The following is a 15,629-nucleotide window of genomic DNA, read 5'->3' as shown; positions in this document are numbered from 1 at the left end:
CTTCGGCGCGCTTTTCGTCAGCGCGCGACAATCAACACAGTCAGCGCGCGACAGCTAAACGGTTCTCGAAGGTCTCGACGAGTTTGCGCCACTCCGACTGCTCGGCGTCGAACGGAGCGCTCGGCTCGAGGCGCGAGGGGTCCGGCCGCAGCACGAACGACACCAGCCAACCGAGGCTTTCGTTGGCGGCCAGCGCGGTTTCGACGCTGTCGTCGTCGGCCCACTCGGCGGCGTCGGTGATCAGCTCGACGGCCAGCTCCAGCTGGGTCGGGTCGATCGACTCCGGGCCTTCGGCGATGTCCTCGGCGATGCCGTTCAGCACGTACGTGTTCTCGGCGTCGACCTCGATCTCGAGCTCACCGGCGGTGGCCTTCGTGGCCACCTCGTCCCAAGTGGACACTTGGGCGAGGTCGTTGTCCGCCAGGTCCTTGCCGTCCGCGATCGCGCGGATCAGGGCCTTCTCGGAGGTGAAGACGTCGATCTCGCCTTCGCTGCCGAGGAAGATCGGCTTGTCGTCGAGGTAGCAGCGCAGCGTGTAGTACTCGGCGCCGGAGGTGATGATCTTGATCGGGTCGATGCCGACCTCGCCCCAGAAGCCGACGGGCTCGTCGTCTTCGTCGTCGTCCTCGTCCGCGTCGTCCACCAGGTCCGCGTCGACGGCGGCCGCTTCGGCCTCGGCGGACTCCGCGAGGAAGGTCGCGAGTTCCTCCGCGGTCTGCTCCAGCACCTTCTCGTCGACGTCGGGGACGGTCACGAGACCGTCGATCGCGTCGAGCACGGTGTCCCACTTCTCGGAGACCGCCTGCGACAGGTCCGCCCAGAGGCGCTCGCCGTCACGGCCGGAGAAGGGCAGCGTGCCCTGGTCCAGCAGCGAGAAGCTCTCGTGCGCGTCGAGGACTTCGTGGACCTCTTCGAGCTCGCACACGTCCGCGAGCGAACGCACGATGCCGATGATCTCGGCCAGCTCGCCGAGCGTCCACTGGTCCGGCTTCTCGGCGACCAGCTCGGGGACGCCCACCAGGTCGTAGGTGTGGTCGTCGTCCGGGATGAGCTCGGGCACGTTCAGCGCCGGGACGACCTCCCACGCGGGGTGGTCGAGCAGGTCGTGCTGCTCGGAGGTCCGTACGAAAGCGGCGAGATGCGCGGCGTCCGGGAAGGCGTACAGGTCTTCCTCGTCGCCGAGGAAGGCTTCCCACTCCTCGCCGTCTTCCCGCCAGCGCGGCGCCCAGAGAGTGACGACGTCACCCTGTGGCAGGCCGAGTTCGATCGGGATGATGTCCTGTGCCATTCCTTTAGCCCTCTCGGATTACCGCCTGTGTGCGCGGCCGGGTGATGGTGCCCGGAAGGTGCGCGGTACCGCGAAGCCTACGGGTTTCCGGCGGAGGGCGCGATCACCCCTGGGCAAGAAGCGACCAACGGATGGCACGATAGGTCCTCTGATGACACTTACAGACCTCCTGCCTGCGGATCCCGATCCCGACTCGCTGTTCGAAGCCTTCTCCGCCTGGACGGCCGAGCGCGGGTTGGAGCTGTACCCCGCGCAGGAAGAGGCCATCATCGAGGTGGTCTCCGGAGCGAACCTGATCCTGTCGACGCCGACGGGCTCGGGAAAGAGCCTGGTCGCGGTCGGGGCGCACTTCACCGCGCTCGCGCACGGCCTCCGCAGCTACTACACGGCCCCGATCAAGGCGCTCGTCTCGGAGAAGTTCTTCCAGCTGATCGAGATCTTCGGCCCGGAGAACGTCGGCATGATGACCGGTGACTCGGCGGTGAACGCCGACGCGCCGATCATCTGCTGCACGGCGGAAATCCTGGCGAACATGGCGTTGCGCTTCGGTGCCGACGCGCCGGTGGGCCAGGTCGTCGCCGACGAGTTCCATTTCTACTCGGAGCCGGATCGCGGCTGGGCGTGGCAGGTGCCGCTGCTGGAGCTGCCGAACGCGCAGTTCGTGCTCATGTCGGCGACGCTGGGCGACGTCTCGTTCTTCGAAAAAGATCTCACCCGCCGGACCGGCCGTCCGACCGCGGTGGTCACCTCGGCGCAGCGGCCGGTGCCGCTCACCTTCCGCTACGCGCTGACGCCGTTGCACGAGACGATGTCCGAGCTGCTCCACGGCGGGCAGTCGCCGGTCTACGTCGTGCACTTCTCGCAGGCCGCGGCGATCGAGCGCGCGCAGACGCTGATGAGCATCAACGTCACCTCGAAGGCGGAGAAGGAGGCCATCGCCGAGATGCTCGGCGACTTCCGCTTCTCGGCCGGGTTCGGGAAGACGCTGTCGAGGCTGGTCCGGCACGGGATCGGCGTGCACCACGCCGGCATGCTGCCGAAGTACCGGCGCCTGGTCGAGCAGCTCGCGCAGGCCGGGTTGCTGAAGGTGATCTGCGGGACCGACACGCTCGGCGTCGGCATCAACGTACCAATCCGCACAGTGGTCTTTTCGGCGCTGACGAAATACGACGGTGTGCGGCAACGGCATCTCAAGGCGCGCGAGTTCCATCAGATCGCCGGCCGCGCGGGCCGTGCGGGCTACGACACCGACGGTTACGTCGTCGTTCAGGCGCCGGACCACGTCGTCGAAAACGCCAAGGCGCTGGAGAAGGCGGGCGACGATCCGAAGAAGAAAAAGAAGATCGTCCGCAAGAAGGCGCCCGAGGGGTTCGTCAACTGGACGGAGAGCACCTTCGACCGGCTGATCGCGGCCGAGCCGGAGCCGCTGACGTCGAGTTTCCACGTCAGTCACTCGATGCTGCTGAACGTCATCTCCCGGCCGGGCAACGCCTTCGACTCGATGCGGCATCTGCTGGAGGACAACCACTCCGACCGTCCCGCCCAGCGGAAACTGATCCTGCGCGCGATCGCGATCTATCGCGCGCTGCTCGCGGCGGGTGTCGTGGAACGGCTCGACGAGCCCGACGAGCAGGGCCGCATCGTCCGGCTCACCGTGGACCTGCAGTTCGACTTCGCGCTGAACCAGCCGCTTTCGCCGTTCGCGCTGGCGGCGATCGAGCTCCTCGACGTCGAGTCGCCGTCCTATCCGCTCGACGTCGTGTCCATTGTGGAATCTACTGTGGACAATCCGCGTCCGGTCCTGTCACAGCAGCAGTTCAAGGCGCGCGGCGAGGCCGTGCAGGCGATGAAGGCCGAGGGCATCGAGTACGACGAGCGGATGGAACTGCTCGAAAACGTCACGTACCCGAAGCCGCTGGAGGAACTGCTGGAAGCGGCGTACTCCCGCTACCGGCAAGGGCATCCGTGGGTCGAGGACTACGAGCTCAAGCCGAAGTCGGTCGTGCGCGACATGTACGAGCGCGCGATGAACTTCGTGGAGTACATCGGTTTCTACCAGCTGGCCCGCTCGGAAGGGCTGGTGCTGCGGTACCTCACCGACACGTACGACTCGTTGCGGCACACGGTTCCGGACGAGGCCAAGACCGAGGGATTGCAGGACCTCATCGAATGGCTCGGCGAACTGGTGCGCCAGGTCGACTCCAGCCTCCTCGACGAATGGGAAGCCTTGCGCCATCCCGAAGAGGAAGGCCCGGTCTCGACGCGGCCGCCGTCCGAGCCGCCCGCGGTCACGCGGAACGAGCGGGCGTTCCGGGTGCTCGTGCGCAACGAACTGTTCCGCCGGGTGGAGCTGGCGTCGCGGCGTGCCTACGGGACGCTCGGCGAACTGGACGCCGCCTCGGGCTGGGACGCGGACGCGTGGGAAGACGCCATCGAGGACTACTTCGACGAGCACGAAACGCTCGGCATCGGGCCGGACGCACGCGGGCCGAAGCTGCTGATCATCGAGCAGGAGAAGGAGATCTGGCGGGTGCGGCAGATCTTCGACGATCCGGCGGGCGACCACGACTGGGGTATCAGCGCCGAGGTCGACCTGGCGGCTTCGGACGAGGCGGGCTCGGCGGTCATCCGGATCACGGCGGTGGACCAGCTGGGACTTTCGGCCGGGTGACGGCGCGGCGGCGGACCAGCTGCACGATCAGCACGATCAGCGACAACGCCGGCAACGGATAGCCGAGCATCAAGCCCACCGTGATGTCGGTGAGCGGCGCGAGGACAGCGGCGACGAACACCCACGTCGGCGCTGTCGGCAGTTTCGCGCCCGAGCGGACCTTGCCCCATGGCTTCGCCACCGAAAGCCACGCCTGGAACGCGAGCGCGCTCGCCATCAGCGCGGTCCCGGCGACCAGCGCCACCGGTGCCGGATCACCGCCCACGGAATCCCGTAAAGCCCCCGACAGCAGGAAGATCCCGGCGTAGAGCTGGACGAGCGTGATCACGAACTTCGCCAGCACCCACCAGTGCCGGGTGAACCCCCAGGCCGTCCCCGCGGCGAGCATGAAGCCGGTGAAGGCCGAGGCGTTGGCAAGTGGGGCCAGCAGGAGCGTGTCGATTTCGTGCGCCATCGATGTCGCCGCGACGCGGACCGCGCCGTCCTCACTCGCCCGGCTGATCGCCAGGAGGGTGAACAGCGCCAGGGCCTGCCCCATCCAGCCCACCGAAGTGACGACGTGCAGCCACACGGTCAGCTGCCGCCAGGTCTTCGTCCGCATGCCGCACAGGCTCGCGTGACCGCCCGGCCCGGCACATCGGGGACGACCCTGAAATCACACCGGAAGGGGCGGGAAGCAGGCCTGGGCGTCGTGGCCGTCGAACCAGAGCCCGACCATGAACGCCATCGTCGCCTCCATGAGCGCGGCCCGGTCGAGGCCGCCCGCGACCAGCGGAACGCACCCGATGTCGCGGACCAGTTCGCTCACTTCGCCGACCTTGTCGCCGCAGATCGGGACCGCGAGCGGACGGCCGCCGAACACCGGCGGAGTCATCCGCCAGACGTCCACATGGCACAGGTTGAACGCCTTGACCACGTGCGCGTCCGGTGCGGCGGCGGCGATCCGGGCGGCCTGGTCGGGGACCGTGAGCGCGGCGCCCGGGCCGACCGCGTTGGTGCAGTCGATCAAGACCTTTCCGGCAAGATCCCCCGCGGCGGCAAGGATTTCCGTCACCGACGCGGCGGGAACGGCGAGGAGGATCACGTCACTGGCGCGGGCGGTCTCCTCCCAGGTCCCCACTCGCGGGGAGATTTCGGCGGCCTTGGCCAGGTCGCGGGCGGCGACCATCACCTCGTGCCCGGCCTCGGCCCACTGGCCGCCGAGCGCCTCCGCCATCCCGCCCGCGCCGAAAATACCGATACGCATGTGCTGCTCCCTAAGATCGAGTGGACAACACGACGGTAGAAAGCCGCGCGGGTACCGAATGGTTACCGGAGGTCCGATGAACGACGTCTTCCTCGCCGATTGCCGTGCCCGGCTGGCCTTCGACCTGATGGCGAACACGTGGAACCCGGTCGTCCTGTGGGCCCTGCGCGAAGGACCACTGCGGCCGGCGGAACTGCGGCGACGGCTGGGCGGGATCAGCACGAAGGTGCTCACTGAGACGGTCCGGCGGCTGGAGTTCAACGGCCTGGTCAGCAGGCGTGACTGTGGCCGGACGGCGAAGGTCGAGTACTCGCTGACGGAACTCGGGACCACGCTGCTGGCGCCCATCGAAGCCTTCGGGGAGTGGGCCTTCAGGCATGGCGACCAGGTGATGGAGGCGCAGGACGAGGCGTCCCGTTTACGCGAACTCGCGTGATTGGGCGGCGAACACGTGCGGGCGGCTAGGGGAGCGGGCGGGCCTCGGCCAGCTTGAGCAGCGGGACGGCCGCGGCGGCGTCGGTGATCAGCGTCGAGACCATGCCCGAGCGCAAGACGGCGTCGATCGCTTCGGCCTTCGGTTCCGTGTAGCCCAGCGCGATCACTTCGGGGACGGCCAGGAGGTCCTCGGCGCTGATGGCCAGCACGTGGTGGGCGAGGCCGGTGGACATCGGGGTCCCGTCGGCGTCGAACAGGCGCGCGGAAACCTCGGCTTTGGCCCCGCGTTTCGCTATGGCGCTGCGCTCGGCCTCGTCGAGCGCGTCGTAGACCGTCGACTCCTCGGGCTTCCAGGCACCGATGCTGACGACGGCCTTGGTCAGGTTCTTGAACTGCCCGAAGGTCTCCGCGATGCCGGGCTGCCTGCGCAGCGTTTCGGTGGTGCGGCGGTCGGGGAGCACGAGCGGGCCGAAGATCGGGTACGGCTCGCCGCCGGACACCGACGCGACCCGGCTGACCGTCTCCACCGACCGGTCGCGCATGTCCATCCCCGCCTGCACCCCGCACAGTTGCACGATCGGGCATTTCGGCAGTGACTCGATCGCGTCGGTCATCGCGTTCACCGAACGTGCCCACGACAGGCCGAGGACGTCGCCGGGAGTGACGATTTCGGTCAGGAGGCGGGCGGCGAGCGTGCCGATCTTGCGCCGCGCCACTTCGCGGGATTCCGGTTCCGGTGCTCGTTCGAGCACGAGGACCCGGTCGAGCCGGTACGCCGCGCGGATCTCCTCGGACAGCACGAGATCGACCGGCGCCGGTAGCCGGAACTCGACCCGGACGATGCCGGTTTCCCTGGCCGTGTCCAGCATCCGCGCGACCTTGAACCGGCTGATCCCGAACTCCTCGGCGATCTCCAGTTTCGAGGCGCCCTGTTCGTAGAACCGCCGGGCCACCGCGGCCAGGCGAAGCGACTCCACCAGGCCGGAACCCTGCTTCTTCCCGCTCATATGAGCACTATATCGCGAAATCAACCTGAAAGGTTGACGTAACACCAGGGAAAAGTTCACCATGCCTGAACATGCAGTCCGAAGCATAGGCCCATCCCGCTCATCTGAGCGGAGAGAAGAGGAGCTGGCATGCGTGCCGCGATCGTGGACAAGCCCGGGGAGATCAGGGTCGGCGAGGTACCCGATCCCCAACCGGGGGATCGCCAGGTCGTCGTCAAGGTGGGTGCCTGCGGGATCTGCGGGACCGACCTCCACATCGCCGACGGGCACTTCCCGCCGACGCCCTATCCGATCGTCCCCGGCCACGAGTTCGCCGGCGAGATCGTCGAACTCGGCGCGGACGTGCCGGGCGGCTGGAAGGTCGGCGACCGGGTGGCCGTCGACCCGTCGCTGTTCTGCGGCTACTGCAAGCCTTGCCGGTCCGGCCGCGGCAACCTCTGCGAGAACTGGAACGCCACCGGCGACACCGTGAACGGCGCTTTCGCCGAGTACGTCGCCGTCCCGTCCGCGAACTGTTACCGCATGCCGGACACGATGACCTGGGAACAGGGCGCCCTCGTCGAGCCGGTCTCCTGCGCGGTCCACGGCGTGCGCCGGATCGGCGTCGAGGCGGGGGAGCGGTTCCTCGTCGTCGGCGCGGGCACGATGGGGCTGATCATGCAGCAGTTGCTGCAGCGCGCGGGCGCCCACGTCACGGTGGTCGACCGCAACACCTCGCGGCTCGGCCGCGCCATGGACCTCGGCGCGGCCGCGGTCGCGGGTGACGTGAAGGACCTCGACGACGAGAAGTTCGACGCCGCGGCGGACTGCACCGGCGCCGCGCCCGCCATCGAAGCCGCTTTCGACTCGCTTCAGCGCGGAGGCCGCCTGCTGGTCTTCGGCGTCGCGCCCGCCGAAGCACGCGTCGCGCTTTCGCCGTTCCGGATCTACAACGACGAGATCACCGTCGTCGGCTCGATGGCCGTCATGAACAGTTTCGGTGCCGCGCTCGACCTGGTCGCCGACGGCGCCGTCGACACCGCCGCGCTGCTCACCGACACCCTGCCGCTGGAGCAGTACCCCGACGCTCTCGCCCTCATGCGCAGCGGCGCCGGCCTGAAGGTGCAGGTCATACCGGGAGGCGAAGGTGCGTAAAGCAGCCGCTCTGCTCGCGGTCCTTCTGCTGACCCTCACCGGTTGCGCCGGTGCGGGCGCGCTCGGGACCGGTGACCGGACGCTCGTCGTCGCGATCGTCGCGAACCCGCAGATGAAGGACGCCATCGAGCTTTCCGGCGAGTTCGAGAAGGCGAATCCCGGCGTCAGCCTCAAATTCGTGTCACTGCCCGAAAACCAGGCACGCGCGAAGATCACCGCGTCGACGGCCACCGAAGGCGGCGAGTTCGACGTCGTCATGATCAGCAACTACGAGGCGCCGCAGTGGGCCGCGAACGGCTGGCTGGAGAACCTCGGACCGCATATCGCGGCGAACCCCTCCTACGACGCGGACGATTTCATCCCCAGCATCAAGGAGTCCTTGTCGCACAACGGATCGCTCTACGCGGTGCCGTTCTACGGCGAGTCGTCGTTCCTGGCCTATCGGAAGGATCTGTTCGAGCAGGCCGGGATCACCATGCCCGCCAAGCCGACGTGGACACAGATCGCCGAGTACGCCGCGAAACTCGACGACAAGGCCAAGGGCATCGCCGGGATCTGCCTGCGTGGCAAGCCGGGCTGGGGCGAGAGTCTCGCGCCGTTCACCACGGTCGCCAACACCTTCGGCGCGCAGTGGTTCGACAAGGACTGGAACGCGAAGCTGACCAGCCCCGAGTTCAAGGCCGCCGCGGAGTTCTATGTGAACCTCGTGCGGAACCACGGCGAGGTCGGCGCGTCGAGCGCGGGCTTCTCCGAATGCGGCACGCGCTACACGCAGGGCCAGGCCGCGATGTGGTACGACGCGACGGTCATGGCGGGGACGAACGAGGACCCGTCGGCCAGCAAGGTCGTCGGGAAGTCCGGCTACGCCCCGGCGCCGGTGGAGAAGACGCAGGCGAGCGGCTGGCTCTACACCTGGGCGCTGGCGATCCCGAAGGTCGCCAAGGACAAGGAAGCCGCCTTCAAGTTCATGTCCTGGATGACCGACAAGGCCTACGTGCAGCGGGTCGCCCAGGAGTTCGGCGACTGGAACCGGGTCCCGCCGGGCGTGCGTAAGTCGACCTACGACATCCCGCAGTACCGCGAGGCCGCGAAGGCCTACGCGCAGCCGACGCTGGACGGGATCGCGGACGCCGACCAGCGCAAGGCGATGGTGAATCCGGTGCCCTACCCCGGGATCCAGTTCGTCGGCATCCCCGAGTTCCAGGATCTCGGCACCCGGGTGAGCCAGCAGCTTTCGGCGGCGATCGCGGGCCAGATCACCGTGGACGAAGCACTGGAGCAGTCACAGGAGTACGCGCAGACCGTCGGCAAGTCGTATCAGGAGGTGCAGTGATGGCCACGATCTCCGCTCCCGCCCGCACCGAGCCCGCCCACGCGAAGAAGGCGGCTCCGAAGCGCGGCACCGATACGCCGTTCAAACGACGGCTGCCGCTCCTGCCCGCCCTGCTGTTCGTCGTCGCCGTGACGCAGTTGCCCTTCGTGCTGACGGTGTTCTACTCGTTCCAGTCGTGGAACCTGGTGCGCCCTGGCTCGCGGCATTTCGTCGGGCTGCGGAACTACATCGACGTCTTCGCCGACTCGACGTTCCTCGGGGCGCTGCTGAACACCGTGGTGCTGACGGTCGTGTGCGTGTTCTTCTCGCTGTTGCTCGGCCTCGGGCTGGCGATCCTGCTCGACCGCAAGTTCCTCGGCCGCGGTGTGGTCCGCACCCTGCTGATCACGCCGTTCCTGATCCTGCCCGCGGCGGGCGCGCTGCTGTGGAAGACGACGATGTTCGACCCGACCTACGGGCTGCTGCACTTCGTGTTCGGTACCGACGTCGACTGGCTTTCGGAGTTCCCGCTGGCCGCCGTGATGGCCCAGGTCGTCTGGCAGTGGACGCCGTTCATGATGCTGCTGATCCTGGCCGGGTTGCAGAGTCAGCCGAAGGACGTGCTGGAGGCCGCGTCGGTCGACGGCGCCGGCCGCTGGCGGACGTTCACCGCGATCACGCTGCCGCATCTGAGCCGGTTCCTGCAGCTGGCGACGCTGCTCGGCGCGATCTACATCGTCAACAGCTTCGACGCGATCTTCCTGATGACGCAAGGCGGTCCGGGGACGGCCAGCACGAACCTGCCGTTCTACATCTACCAGCGGGCGTTCCAAGGTTTCGACATCGGGCAGTCGTCCGCGATGGGCGTGATCGTCGTGATCCTGACGATGATCGTCGCGACCTTCGCGCTGCGGCTGATGTTCCGCACGTTCTCGGTCCAGGGAGGCGCGAAATGAAAAGCCGCTTCGGCCCCGGCGCGCTCACGGTCGCGACCTGGGTGATCGCGATCCTGTTCGTGTTCCCGCTGCTGTGGATGATCCTCACGGCCTTCAAACAGGAGGCCGACGCCTACACCGATCCGCCGCGACTGTTCTTCACCCCGACCCTCGACCAGTTCGCGGGCGTGCTCGAACGCGGCTTCCTGCCGTACCTGTCGAACTCGGCGTTCGTGACCGTCGTTTCGACGCTTTTCGTGCTGCTGCTGGGAATCCCGGCGGCGTACGCGCTTTCGCTGGCGCCGGTGAAGGGGACGAGTAACGCGCTCGGCTTCTTCCTGTCGACGAAGATGCTGCCGATCGTGGCGGCGATCATCCCGCTCTACGTGATCTCGCAGAACACTCAGCTGCTGGACAACGTGTGGGCGCTGATCATCCTGTACACCTCGATGAACCTGCCGCTGGCGATCTGGATGATGCGGTCGTTCTTCCTGGAGGTGCCGCACGAGATGATCGAGGCGGGCCGGATCGACGGGGCCACCCTGCCGATCCTGCTGCGGAAGATCATCATGCCGGTGGTCGCGCCAGGGGTGGCCGCGACCGCGCTGATCTGCGTGATCTTCTCGTGGACCGAGTTCTTCTACTCGGTCAACCTCACCGCCGCGCGCGCCGGGACGGTGCCGGTGTTCCTCGTCGGGTTCATCACCAGCGAGGGCCTGTACTGGGCGCAGCTCTCCGCGGCCGCGCTGCTCGCGTCGCTGCCGGTGATGATCGTCGGCTGGATCGCGCAGAACCACCTGGTCCGCGGCCTGTCGATGGGCGCGGTCAAGTAACGGCCTCGTGAGTGGTAAGGACGGTTAGAACCGTCCTTACCACTCACGAGCCCCACGCCTCACGCGAGCGACAATGCCTGCCCAGGACAAATATGCACGGCGGTGCGGGCGTTCTCTTCCGCCTCTTCGCCTTCGGGCTCGGCGTTCAGCACGAGGACCGTCCCGTCGTCCTCGCTCTGATCGAACAGATCGGGATCGGTGAGCACGCACTGGCCCGCGCCCACACATTTCCCGGTGTCCGCGATGATCTTCATGGCTCCTCCTACCAGGTGACCGGAAGGGCGTGGAGGCCGTAGATCGTCGAATCGTGCTTGAACGGCAGTTCGTCGACCGGAACGGCGATCCGGAGGCCCGGCACTCGCCGGAACAACGTATCGAAGACGATCTGGAGTTCCAACCTCGCCAAGTTCTGGCCGAGGCATTGGTGCACCCCGAATCCGAAGGCGACGTGATGCCGCGCGCCGCGTTCGATGTCGAAGGTGTCCGGGTTCTCGAAGCCCTCCGGATCGTGGTTGCCCGCGTTGCTCAGGCCGACCACGCCTTCGCCCGCGCGGATGAGCGTTCCGCCGATCTCGACGTCGGCGGTGGCGAAGCGTGAGGTCGCCGTTTCCGCGATCGTGAAGACCCGCAGGAGTTCCTCGATGGCGGCGAGGGTCTTGCCCGGGTCCGCCTTGATCTTCGCCAGCTGGTCGGGATTCTCCAGCAGGGTCACCGTGCCGAGCGAGATCATGTTCGCCGTGGTCTCGTGTCCGGCGATGAGCAGCAGGAACGCCAGCCCGACCAGCTCGCCGTGGTCGGCCTCGCCCGTTTCCCGCTGCTTCAGGATCTGACGGCCGAGGAGGTCGTCCTCGGTGGCGTCCGCCTCCTTCTTGGTGACGAGTTCGTCGAGATAGTTTTCGAGCTGCTCGAACGCGGTCATCCGTTCTTCGGCGGTGACCTCCCGGCTGAGCATCCTCGAACTGCAGGACTGGAAGAACTCGTGGTCCGCGTAGGGGACGCCGAGCAGTTCGCAGATCACCAAGGACGGAACCGGCAGGGAAAGCGCCTGGACGAGATCGGCGGGTTTGGGGCCCGCGAGCAGGGCGTCGAGATGTTCGTCGACGATCTGCTGAATACGCGGCTGGAGCGCCTTCATGCGCTTGACGGTGAATTCCCCGACGACGTCACGCCTGGCCTGGCTGTGTTCCGGCGGGTCCATCGCGATGAGGGAGGGGCGGAACGGCTTGTCCTCGCGGCGGATCTGCCGCGCGACCATCAGCGGGAACGACGGGCTCTGCCGGTCGGAACTGAAATGCGGGCTGCTCAGCATTTCGCGGATGTCTTCGAGCCGGGTGAGCGCCCAAGCCGTTTGGCCGGAAGGGAGACCGACCCGGGAAACCGGACTTTCCCGGCGAAGCCGCTCGTATTCGGGCGGTGGTGAAAACGGGCATTTCCGGGCCAGCGGCAAGGTCGCGGTGGTTTCCTCGACGTCAGTCATCGGGTTGTCCTTCCCCAGATGTCGGGTGGTTCGGGCGATAGCGGACAGGGGGCCCCAAAAAACGTATGCGGATGGTTTCATTCCGCTTATGTCACCAAGGTACTCAAGTGGAGACGGGTCGTCCACTCGCGAAGGGGTGGTTTCGCGGGAGGCGTGAAGGGCACGCCCTTACGTGCGAGAATCACGGCCCTGAAGGACCTTTCGAGAGGCGAGGATCATGACAGCCGACCCCGAGACCCGCTTGCGCGCCGACGCGCGCCGGAACCGGGATCAGATCCTGGCCGCCGCGAGAGCCATCTTCGCCGCCCAAGGCGCCGAGGTCCCGATGGAGGAGATCGCGCGCTCGGCCGGCGTCGGCGTCGGCACCCTGTACCGGCGGTTCCCGGACCGCGACGCGTTGATCAGGGCGGTCGCCGTCGACAACTTCGACCGAGTCCTCAGGGACGCGAAGGCCGCGAGGGATCAAGAGGCCTCGGACTGGGAGGCGCTGGTCCGGCTGCTGCACCAGTCGATGGAGCTGCAGCTGAGCATCCAGCTCGCGATGGTGTCGCCACGGGCATTGGCGATCTTGAAGAGTGATCCCGCGATCAAGGCCCTGCGGGACGAGTTGCTCCTGGTGATGGACGCCTTCGTCCGGGGCGCGCAGGCGGAAGGCCGGCTCCGGACGGACGTCGCCACCGGTGACGTCGCGATCCTGTTCGCGACGCTGCTGCGGCAGATGCCGGGCAAGAGCGAGGAGGTCGCGCGGATGGCGACGAGGCGGTGCATCGGGATCATGATCGACGGCCTGCGGGCCGTCGGCACGCACGAGCCGCTGCCGGGACGGGCGCTGACCGGGGCGGATCTGGACCCGTGAGTCCGTGAAGGCCTCCTTCCCTGCTCCATCCATGCCCCCGCCGCCGCCCTCAACGGACGCGCTGCGCGCGCAGCCTGGATTCAGGGTAGGGAAGGAGGCCTTCACGGACTTCAGGTGTCCAACTGCGCAAACCGGGCGGGTCAGACACCCAGTGGATGCCAGACGGTCTTCGCCTCCAGGTACCGTCGCAGCCGCGAGATGTCGGCGTCGGCGGTCCAGTCCGGCTCGGTGTCCGGGACGGTCAGGACCCGCTTCACGGTCCCCGCGGCCTCGCGCGCCAGGTCCGCCCGAGCGGACGGCTCGGCGCCGGTCGGGTCGAGGGCGTTGACGTCGCCGTGCGACGCCAGCCACGAGCCCAGCTCCGACGCGCGGCCGGTCAGGATGTTCGCGACCCCGCCGGGCAGGTCGGATGTCGCCAGCACCTCCGAAAGCGTGATCGCGGGCAGCGGCCGGTCCGCGCTGGAGACGACCACCGCGGTCGAGCCGGTCGCCAGCACCGGGGCCAGCACGCTCACCAGGCCCAGCAGCGACGACTCCTGCGGAGCCAGCACTCCCACGACACCGGTCGGCTCCGGCACGGTGAAGGAGAAGTACGGGCCCGCGACCGGGTTGGCCGCGCCGAGCACGGTCGCGATCTTGTCCGTCCAGCCCGCGTACCAGACCCAGCGGTCGATCGAAGCGTCCACAAGGGACTGTGCCTTCTTCGCCGCGACGCCTTCGGACGCCGAAACCTCCGCGACGAACTGTTCGCGGCGGCCTTCCAGCATCTCCGCCACCCGGTACAGCACCTGGCCGCGGTTGTACGCGGTCGCCGCCGACCAGCCGCCGAAAGCCTTGCGGGCGGCGGAAACCGCGTCACGGACGTCCTTGCGGGACGCGTGCGAGGCGTTCGCCAGGAACTTGCCCTTGGTGTCGGTGACCGGGTACACGCGGCCGGATTCCGAGCGCGGGAACTTGCCGCCGATGTAGAGCTTGTAGGTCTTCGCCACCGAAATACGGTCAGACATCGAGGTAGGCCTCCAGTCCGGTGCGTCCGCCTTCGCGGCCGAAACCCGACTCCTGGTAGCCGCCGAACGGCGCGGCGGGATCGAAGCGGTTGAACGTGTTGGCCCAGACGACGCCGGCCCGGAGCTGGTTCGCCATCCAGAGAATGCGCGAACCCTTCTCGGTCCAGATTCCGGCGGAGAGTCCGTACGGCGTGTTGTTCGCCTTGGTGATGGCCTCGTCCGGCGTGCGGAAGGTCAGCACCGAAAGCACCGGCCCGAAGATCTCTTCGCGGGCGATGCGCATCGACTGCTGGACATCGGAGAACACGGTGGGGGCGAAGAAGAAACCGCGTTCCGGCACCGGGCACGGGCTGGTCCAGCGCTGCGCGCCCTCGGCGTCGCCGGACTCCACGAGGCCCTTGATCTTCGCGAGCTGCTCGGCGGAGTTGATCGCGCCGATGTCGGTGTTCTTGTCCAGCGGGTCGCCCAGCCGCAGCGTCGAAACGCGGTAGCGCAGCTTCTCGAGCAGCTCCTCGGCGATGGACTCCTGCACCAGCAGGCGCGAGCCCGCGCAGCACACGTGGCCCTGGTTGAAGAAGATCCCGTTGACGATCCCCTCGACAGCCTGGTCCAGCGGAGCGTCATCGAAGACGACGTTCGCCGCCTTGCCGCCCAGCTCCAGCGTCAGCTTCTTCGCGGTGCCCGCGATCTGACGCTGGATGGCCTTGCCGACCTCGGTCGATCCGGTGAAGGCGACCTTGTTCACGTCGCCGTGGCCCACGAGCGCGGCGCCGATGTCCCCGGCGCCGGGCAGGATGTTCACCACGCCGGGCGGGAGTTCGGCCTGCTGGCAGATCTCCGCGAACACCAGCGCGGTCAGCGGCGTGGTCTCCGCGGGTTTGAGCACCACGGTGTTGCCGGTGGCCAGCGCGGGCGCGATCTTCCACGCCAGCATCAGCAGCGGGAAGTTCCATGGGATGACCTGGCCCGCGACCCCGAGCGGCTTCGGGTTCGGACCGTAGCCCGCGTAGTCGAGCTTGTCGGCCCAGCCCGCGTGGTAGAAGAAGTGCGCGGCCGCCGTCGGCACGTCGGAATCGCGCGATTCCTTGATCGGCTTGCCGTTGTCGAGGCTTTCCAGCACGGCCAGCTCGCGCGACCGTTCCTGGATCAGCCGCGCGATACGGAACAGGTATTTGGCGCGTTCGGAGCCCGGCATCTTGGACCAGACACTGTTGTACGCCTTGCGCGCGGCCTTCACCGCGGTGTCCACATCGGACACCGATGCGGTGCCGACCTCGGCGAGCACCTCTTCGGTGGCCGGGTTGATCGTCTTGAGCGGCTCACCCGAGCCGTCGACGAATTCGCCGTTCACGAACGGACGGTAATGCGGTTTGAGGTTCGCGAGGTCGCGCGATTCGGGCGCGGGCGCGTACTCGAAGATGCCCATGG

At 67.7% G+C, this 15,629-nt stretch carries 15 protein-coding genes; 7 read left to right on the top strand and 8 right to left on the bottom strand.

The window, feature by feature from the left end; genetic code table 11:
- Positions 1-40 precede the first annotated feature (40 nt).
- On the bottom strand, positions 41-1,288 hold the full coding sequence (locus tag AC069H_RS24120; protein WP_478225096.1) for a primosomal protein: 1,248 nt from the start codon (positions 1,286-1,288) through the stop codon (positions 41-43).
- A 151-nt stretch (positions 1,289-1,439) separates the two neighbouring features.
- Between AC069H_RS24120 and AC069H_RS24115 the strand changes: the two genes are divergently transcribed.
- A complete protein-coding gene (locus tag AC069H_RS24115) occupies positions 1,440-3,959 on the top strand; it encodes a DEAD/DEAH box helicase (RefSeq protein WP_478233901.1) in 2,520 nt (839 codons plus the stop codon).
- On the opposite strand, the gene AC069H_RS24110 is transcribed toward AC069H_RS24115, so the two are convergent.
- Positions 3,922-4,560, bottom strand: a complete 639-nt coding sequence (locus AC069H_RS24110; protein WP_478225098.1) for a hypothetical protein — start codon at positions 4,558-4,560, stop codon at positions 3,922-3,924. The genes AC069H_RS24115 and AC069H_RS24110 overlap by 38 nt on opposite strands.
- A gap of 54 nt (positions 4,561-4,614) precedes the next feature.
- Entirely contained in the window at positions 4,615-5,205 is a 591-nt protein-coding gene (locus AC069H_RS24105; protein WP_478233900.1) for an NADPH-dependent F420 reductase, read from the bottom strand.
- Between the two features lie 76 nt (positions 5,206-5,281).
- Between AC069H_RS24105 and AC069H_RS24100 the strand changes: the two genes are divergently transcribed.
- Complete coding sequence (locus tag AC069H_RS24100) at positions 5,282-5,641, top strand: winged helix-turn-helix transcriptional regulator (RefSeq protein WP_478233899.1); 360 nt, start codon at positions 5,282-5,284, stop codon at positions 5,639-5,641.
- A gap of 25 nt (positions 5,642-5,666) precedes the next feature.
- On the opposite strand, the gene AC069H_RS24095 is transcribed toward AC069H_RS24100, so the two are convergent.
- Positions 5,667-6,647: a sugar-binding transcriptional regulator gene (locus tag AC069H_RS24095; protein ID WP_478233898.1), complete on the bottom strand. Its 981-nt coding sequence runs from the start codon at positions 6,645-6,647 to the stop codon at positions 5,667-5,669.
- A 129-nt stretch (positions 6,648-6,776) separates the two neighbouring features.
- Between AC069H_RS24095 and AC069H_RS24090 the strand changes: the two genes are divergently transcribed.
- The 4 genes from AC069H_RS24090 to AC069H_RS24075 are packed head-to-tail and all read left to right on the top strand — an operon-like array spanning position 6,777 to position 10,861.
- Positions 6,777-7,781, top strand: coding sequence for a zinc-dependent alcohol dehydrogenase family protein (locus AC069H_RS24090; protein ID WP_478225102.1), 1,005 nt, complete (start codon positions 6,777-6,779; stop codon positions 7,779-7,781).
- Positions 7,774-9,114 carry an ABC transporter substrate-binding protein gene (locus AC069H_RS24085; protein WP_478225103.1) on the top strand — a complete coding sequence of 447 codons (1,341 nt, stop codon included), beginning with the start codon at positions 7,774-7,776 and terminating at the stop codon, positions 9,112-9,114. Before AC069H_RS24090 ends, AC069H_RS24085 begins: the two co-directional genes overlap by 8 nt.
- The gene (locus AC069H_RS24080) at positions 9,114-10,049 is read left to right on the top strand and encodes a carbohydrate ABC transporter permease (protein ID WP_478225104.1); all 936 of its coding nucleotides are present in this window, start codon (positions 9,114-9,116) and stop codon (positions 10,047-10,049) included. The genes AC069H_RS24085 and AC069H_RS24080 overlap by 1 nt, the downstream gene beginning before the upstream one ends.
- A complete protein-coding gene (locus AC069H_RS24075; RefSeq protein ID WP_126735250.1) occupies positions 10,046-10,861 on the top strand; it encodes a carbohydrate ABC transporter permease in 816 nt (271 codons plus the stop codon). Before AC069H_RS24080 ends, AC069H_RS24075 begins: the two co-directional genes overlap by 4 nt.
- 59 nt (positions 10,862-10,920) lie before the next feature.
- On the opposite strand, the gene AC069H_RS24070 is transcribed toward AC069H_RS24075, so the two are convergent.
- Together AC069H_RS24070 and AC069H_RS24065 are read right to left on the bottom strand one after the other, a co-directional pair.
- On the bottom strand, positions 10,921-11,115 hold the full coding sequence (locus tag AC069H_RS24070; protein ID WP_034304647.1) for a ferredoxin: 195 nt from the start codon (positions 11,113-11,115) through the stop codon (positions 10,921-10,923).
- An 8-nt stretch (positions 11,116-11,123) separates the two neighbouring features.
- Positions 11,124-12,338 carry a cytochrome P450 gene (locus AC069H_RS24065; RefSeq protein ID WP_478233897.1) on the bottom strand — a complete coding sequence of 405 codons (1,215 nt, stop codon included), beginning with the start codon at positions 12,336-12,338 and terminating at the stop codon, positions 11,124-11,126.
- A gap of 217 nt (positions 12,339-12,555) precedes the next feature.
- On the opposite strand from AC069H_RS24065, the gene AC069H_RS24060 reads away from it, so the two are divergent.
- Positions 12,556-13,194, top strand: coding sequence for a TetR/AcrR family transcriptional regulator (locus AC069H_RS24060; RefSeq protein WP_478225106.1), 639 nt, complete (start codon positions 12,556-12,558; stop codon positions 13,192-13,194).
- Between the two features lie 140 nt (positions 13,195-13,334).
- On the opposite strand, the gene AC069H_RS24055 is transcribed toward AC069H_RS24060, so the two are convergent.
- Positions 13,335-14,201: an aldehyde dehydrogenase family protein gene (locus AC069H_RS24055; RefSeq protein WP_340684597.1), complete on the bottom strand. Its 867-nt coding sequence runs from the start codon at positions 14,199-14,201 to the stop codon at positions 13,335-13,337.
- Entirely contained in the window at positions 14,194-15,627 is a 1,434-nt protein-coding gene (locus AC069H_RS24050) for an aldehyde dehydrogenase family protein (protein ID WP_478233896.1), read from the bottom strand. The genes AC069H_RS24055 and AC069H_RS24050 overlap by 8 nt, the downstream gene beginning before the upstream one ends.
- Positions 15,628-15,629 lie beyond the last annotated feature (2 nt).

This window comes from Amycolatopsis sp. NPDC043887, from assembly GCF_056435665.1.
Note: the sequence above shows the minus strand (reverse complement) of the source record. Positions and strands in the feature narration are given on the sequence as shown.

Excerpts from the sequence above, each read along its gene's own strand:
- AC069H_RS24060 (WP_478225106.1), top strand. The coding sequence starts at position 12,556 with ATGACAGCCGACCCCGAGACCCGCTTGCGCGCCGACGCGCGCCGGAAC.
- AC069H_RS24070 (WP_034304647.1), bottom strand. The coding sequence starts at position 11,115 with ATGAAGATCATCGCGGACACCGGGAAATGTGTGGGCGCGGGCCAGTGC.
- AC069H_RS24105 (WP_478233900.1), bottom strand. The coding sequence starts at position 5,205 with ATGCGTATCGGTATTTTCGGCGCGGGCGGGATGGCGGAGGCGCTCGGC.
- AC069H_RS24110 (WP_478225098.1), bottom strand. The coding sequence starts at position 4,560 with ATGCGGACGAAGACCTGGCGGCAGCTGACCGTGTGGCTGCACGTCGTC.
- AC069H_RS24090 (WP_478225102.1), top strand. The coding sequence starts at position 6,777 with ATGCGTGCCGCGATCGTGGACAAGCCCGGGGAGATCAGGGTCGGCGAG.
- AC069H_RS24100 (WP_478233899.1), top strand. The coding sequence starts at position 5,282 with ATGAACGACGTCTTCCTCGCCGATTGCCGTGCCCGGCTGGCCTTCGAC.
- AC069H_RS24075 (WP_126735250.1), top strand. The coding sequence starts at position 10,046 with ATGAAAAGCCGCTTCGGCCCCGGCGCGCTCACGGTCGCGACCTGGGTG.
- AC069H_RS24050 (WP_478233896.1), bottom strand. The coding sequence starts at position 15,627 with ATGGGCATCTTCGAGTACGCGCCCGCGCCCGAATCGCGCGACCTCGCG.
- AC069H_RS24055 (WP_340684597.1), bottom strand. The coding sequence starts at position 14,201 with ATGTCTGACCGTATTTCGGTGGCGAAGACCTACAAGCTCTACATCGGC.
- AC069H_RS24080 (WP_478225104.1), top strand. The coding sequence starts at position 9,114 with ATGGCCACGATCTCCGCTCCCGCCCGCACCGAGCCCGCCCACGCGAAG.
- AC069H_RS24120 (WP_478225096.1), bottom strand. The coding sequence starts at position 1,288 with ATGGCACAGGACATCATCCCGATCGAACTCGGCCTGCCACAGGGTGAC.
- AC069H_RS24065 (WP_478233897.1), bottom strand. The coding sequence starts at position 12,338 with ATGACTGACGTCGAGGAAACCACCGCGACCTTGCCGCTGGCCCGGAAA.
- AC069H_RS24115 (WP_478233901.1), top strand. The coding sequence starts at position 1,440 with ATGACACTTACAGACCTCCTGCCTGCGGATCCCGATCCCGACTCGCTG.
- AC069H_RS24095 (WP_478233898.1), bottom strand. The coding sequence starts at position 6,647 with ATGAGCGGGAAGAAGCAGGGTTCCGGCCTGGTGGAGTCGCTTCGCCTG.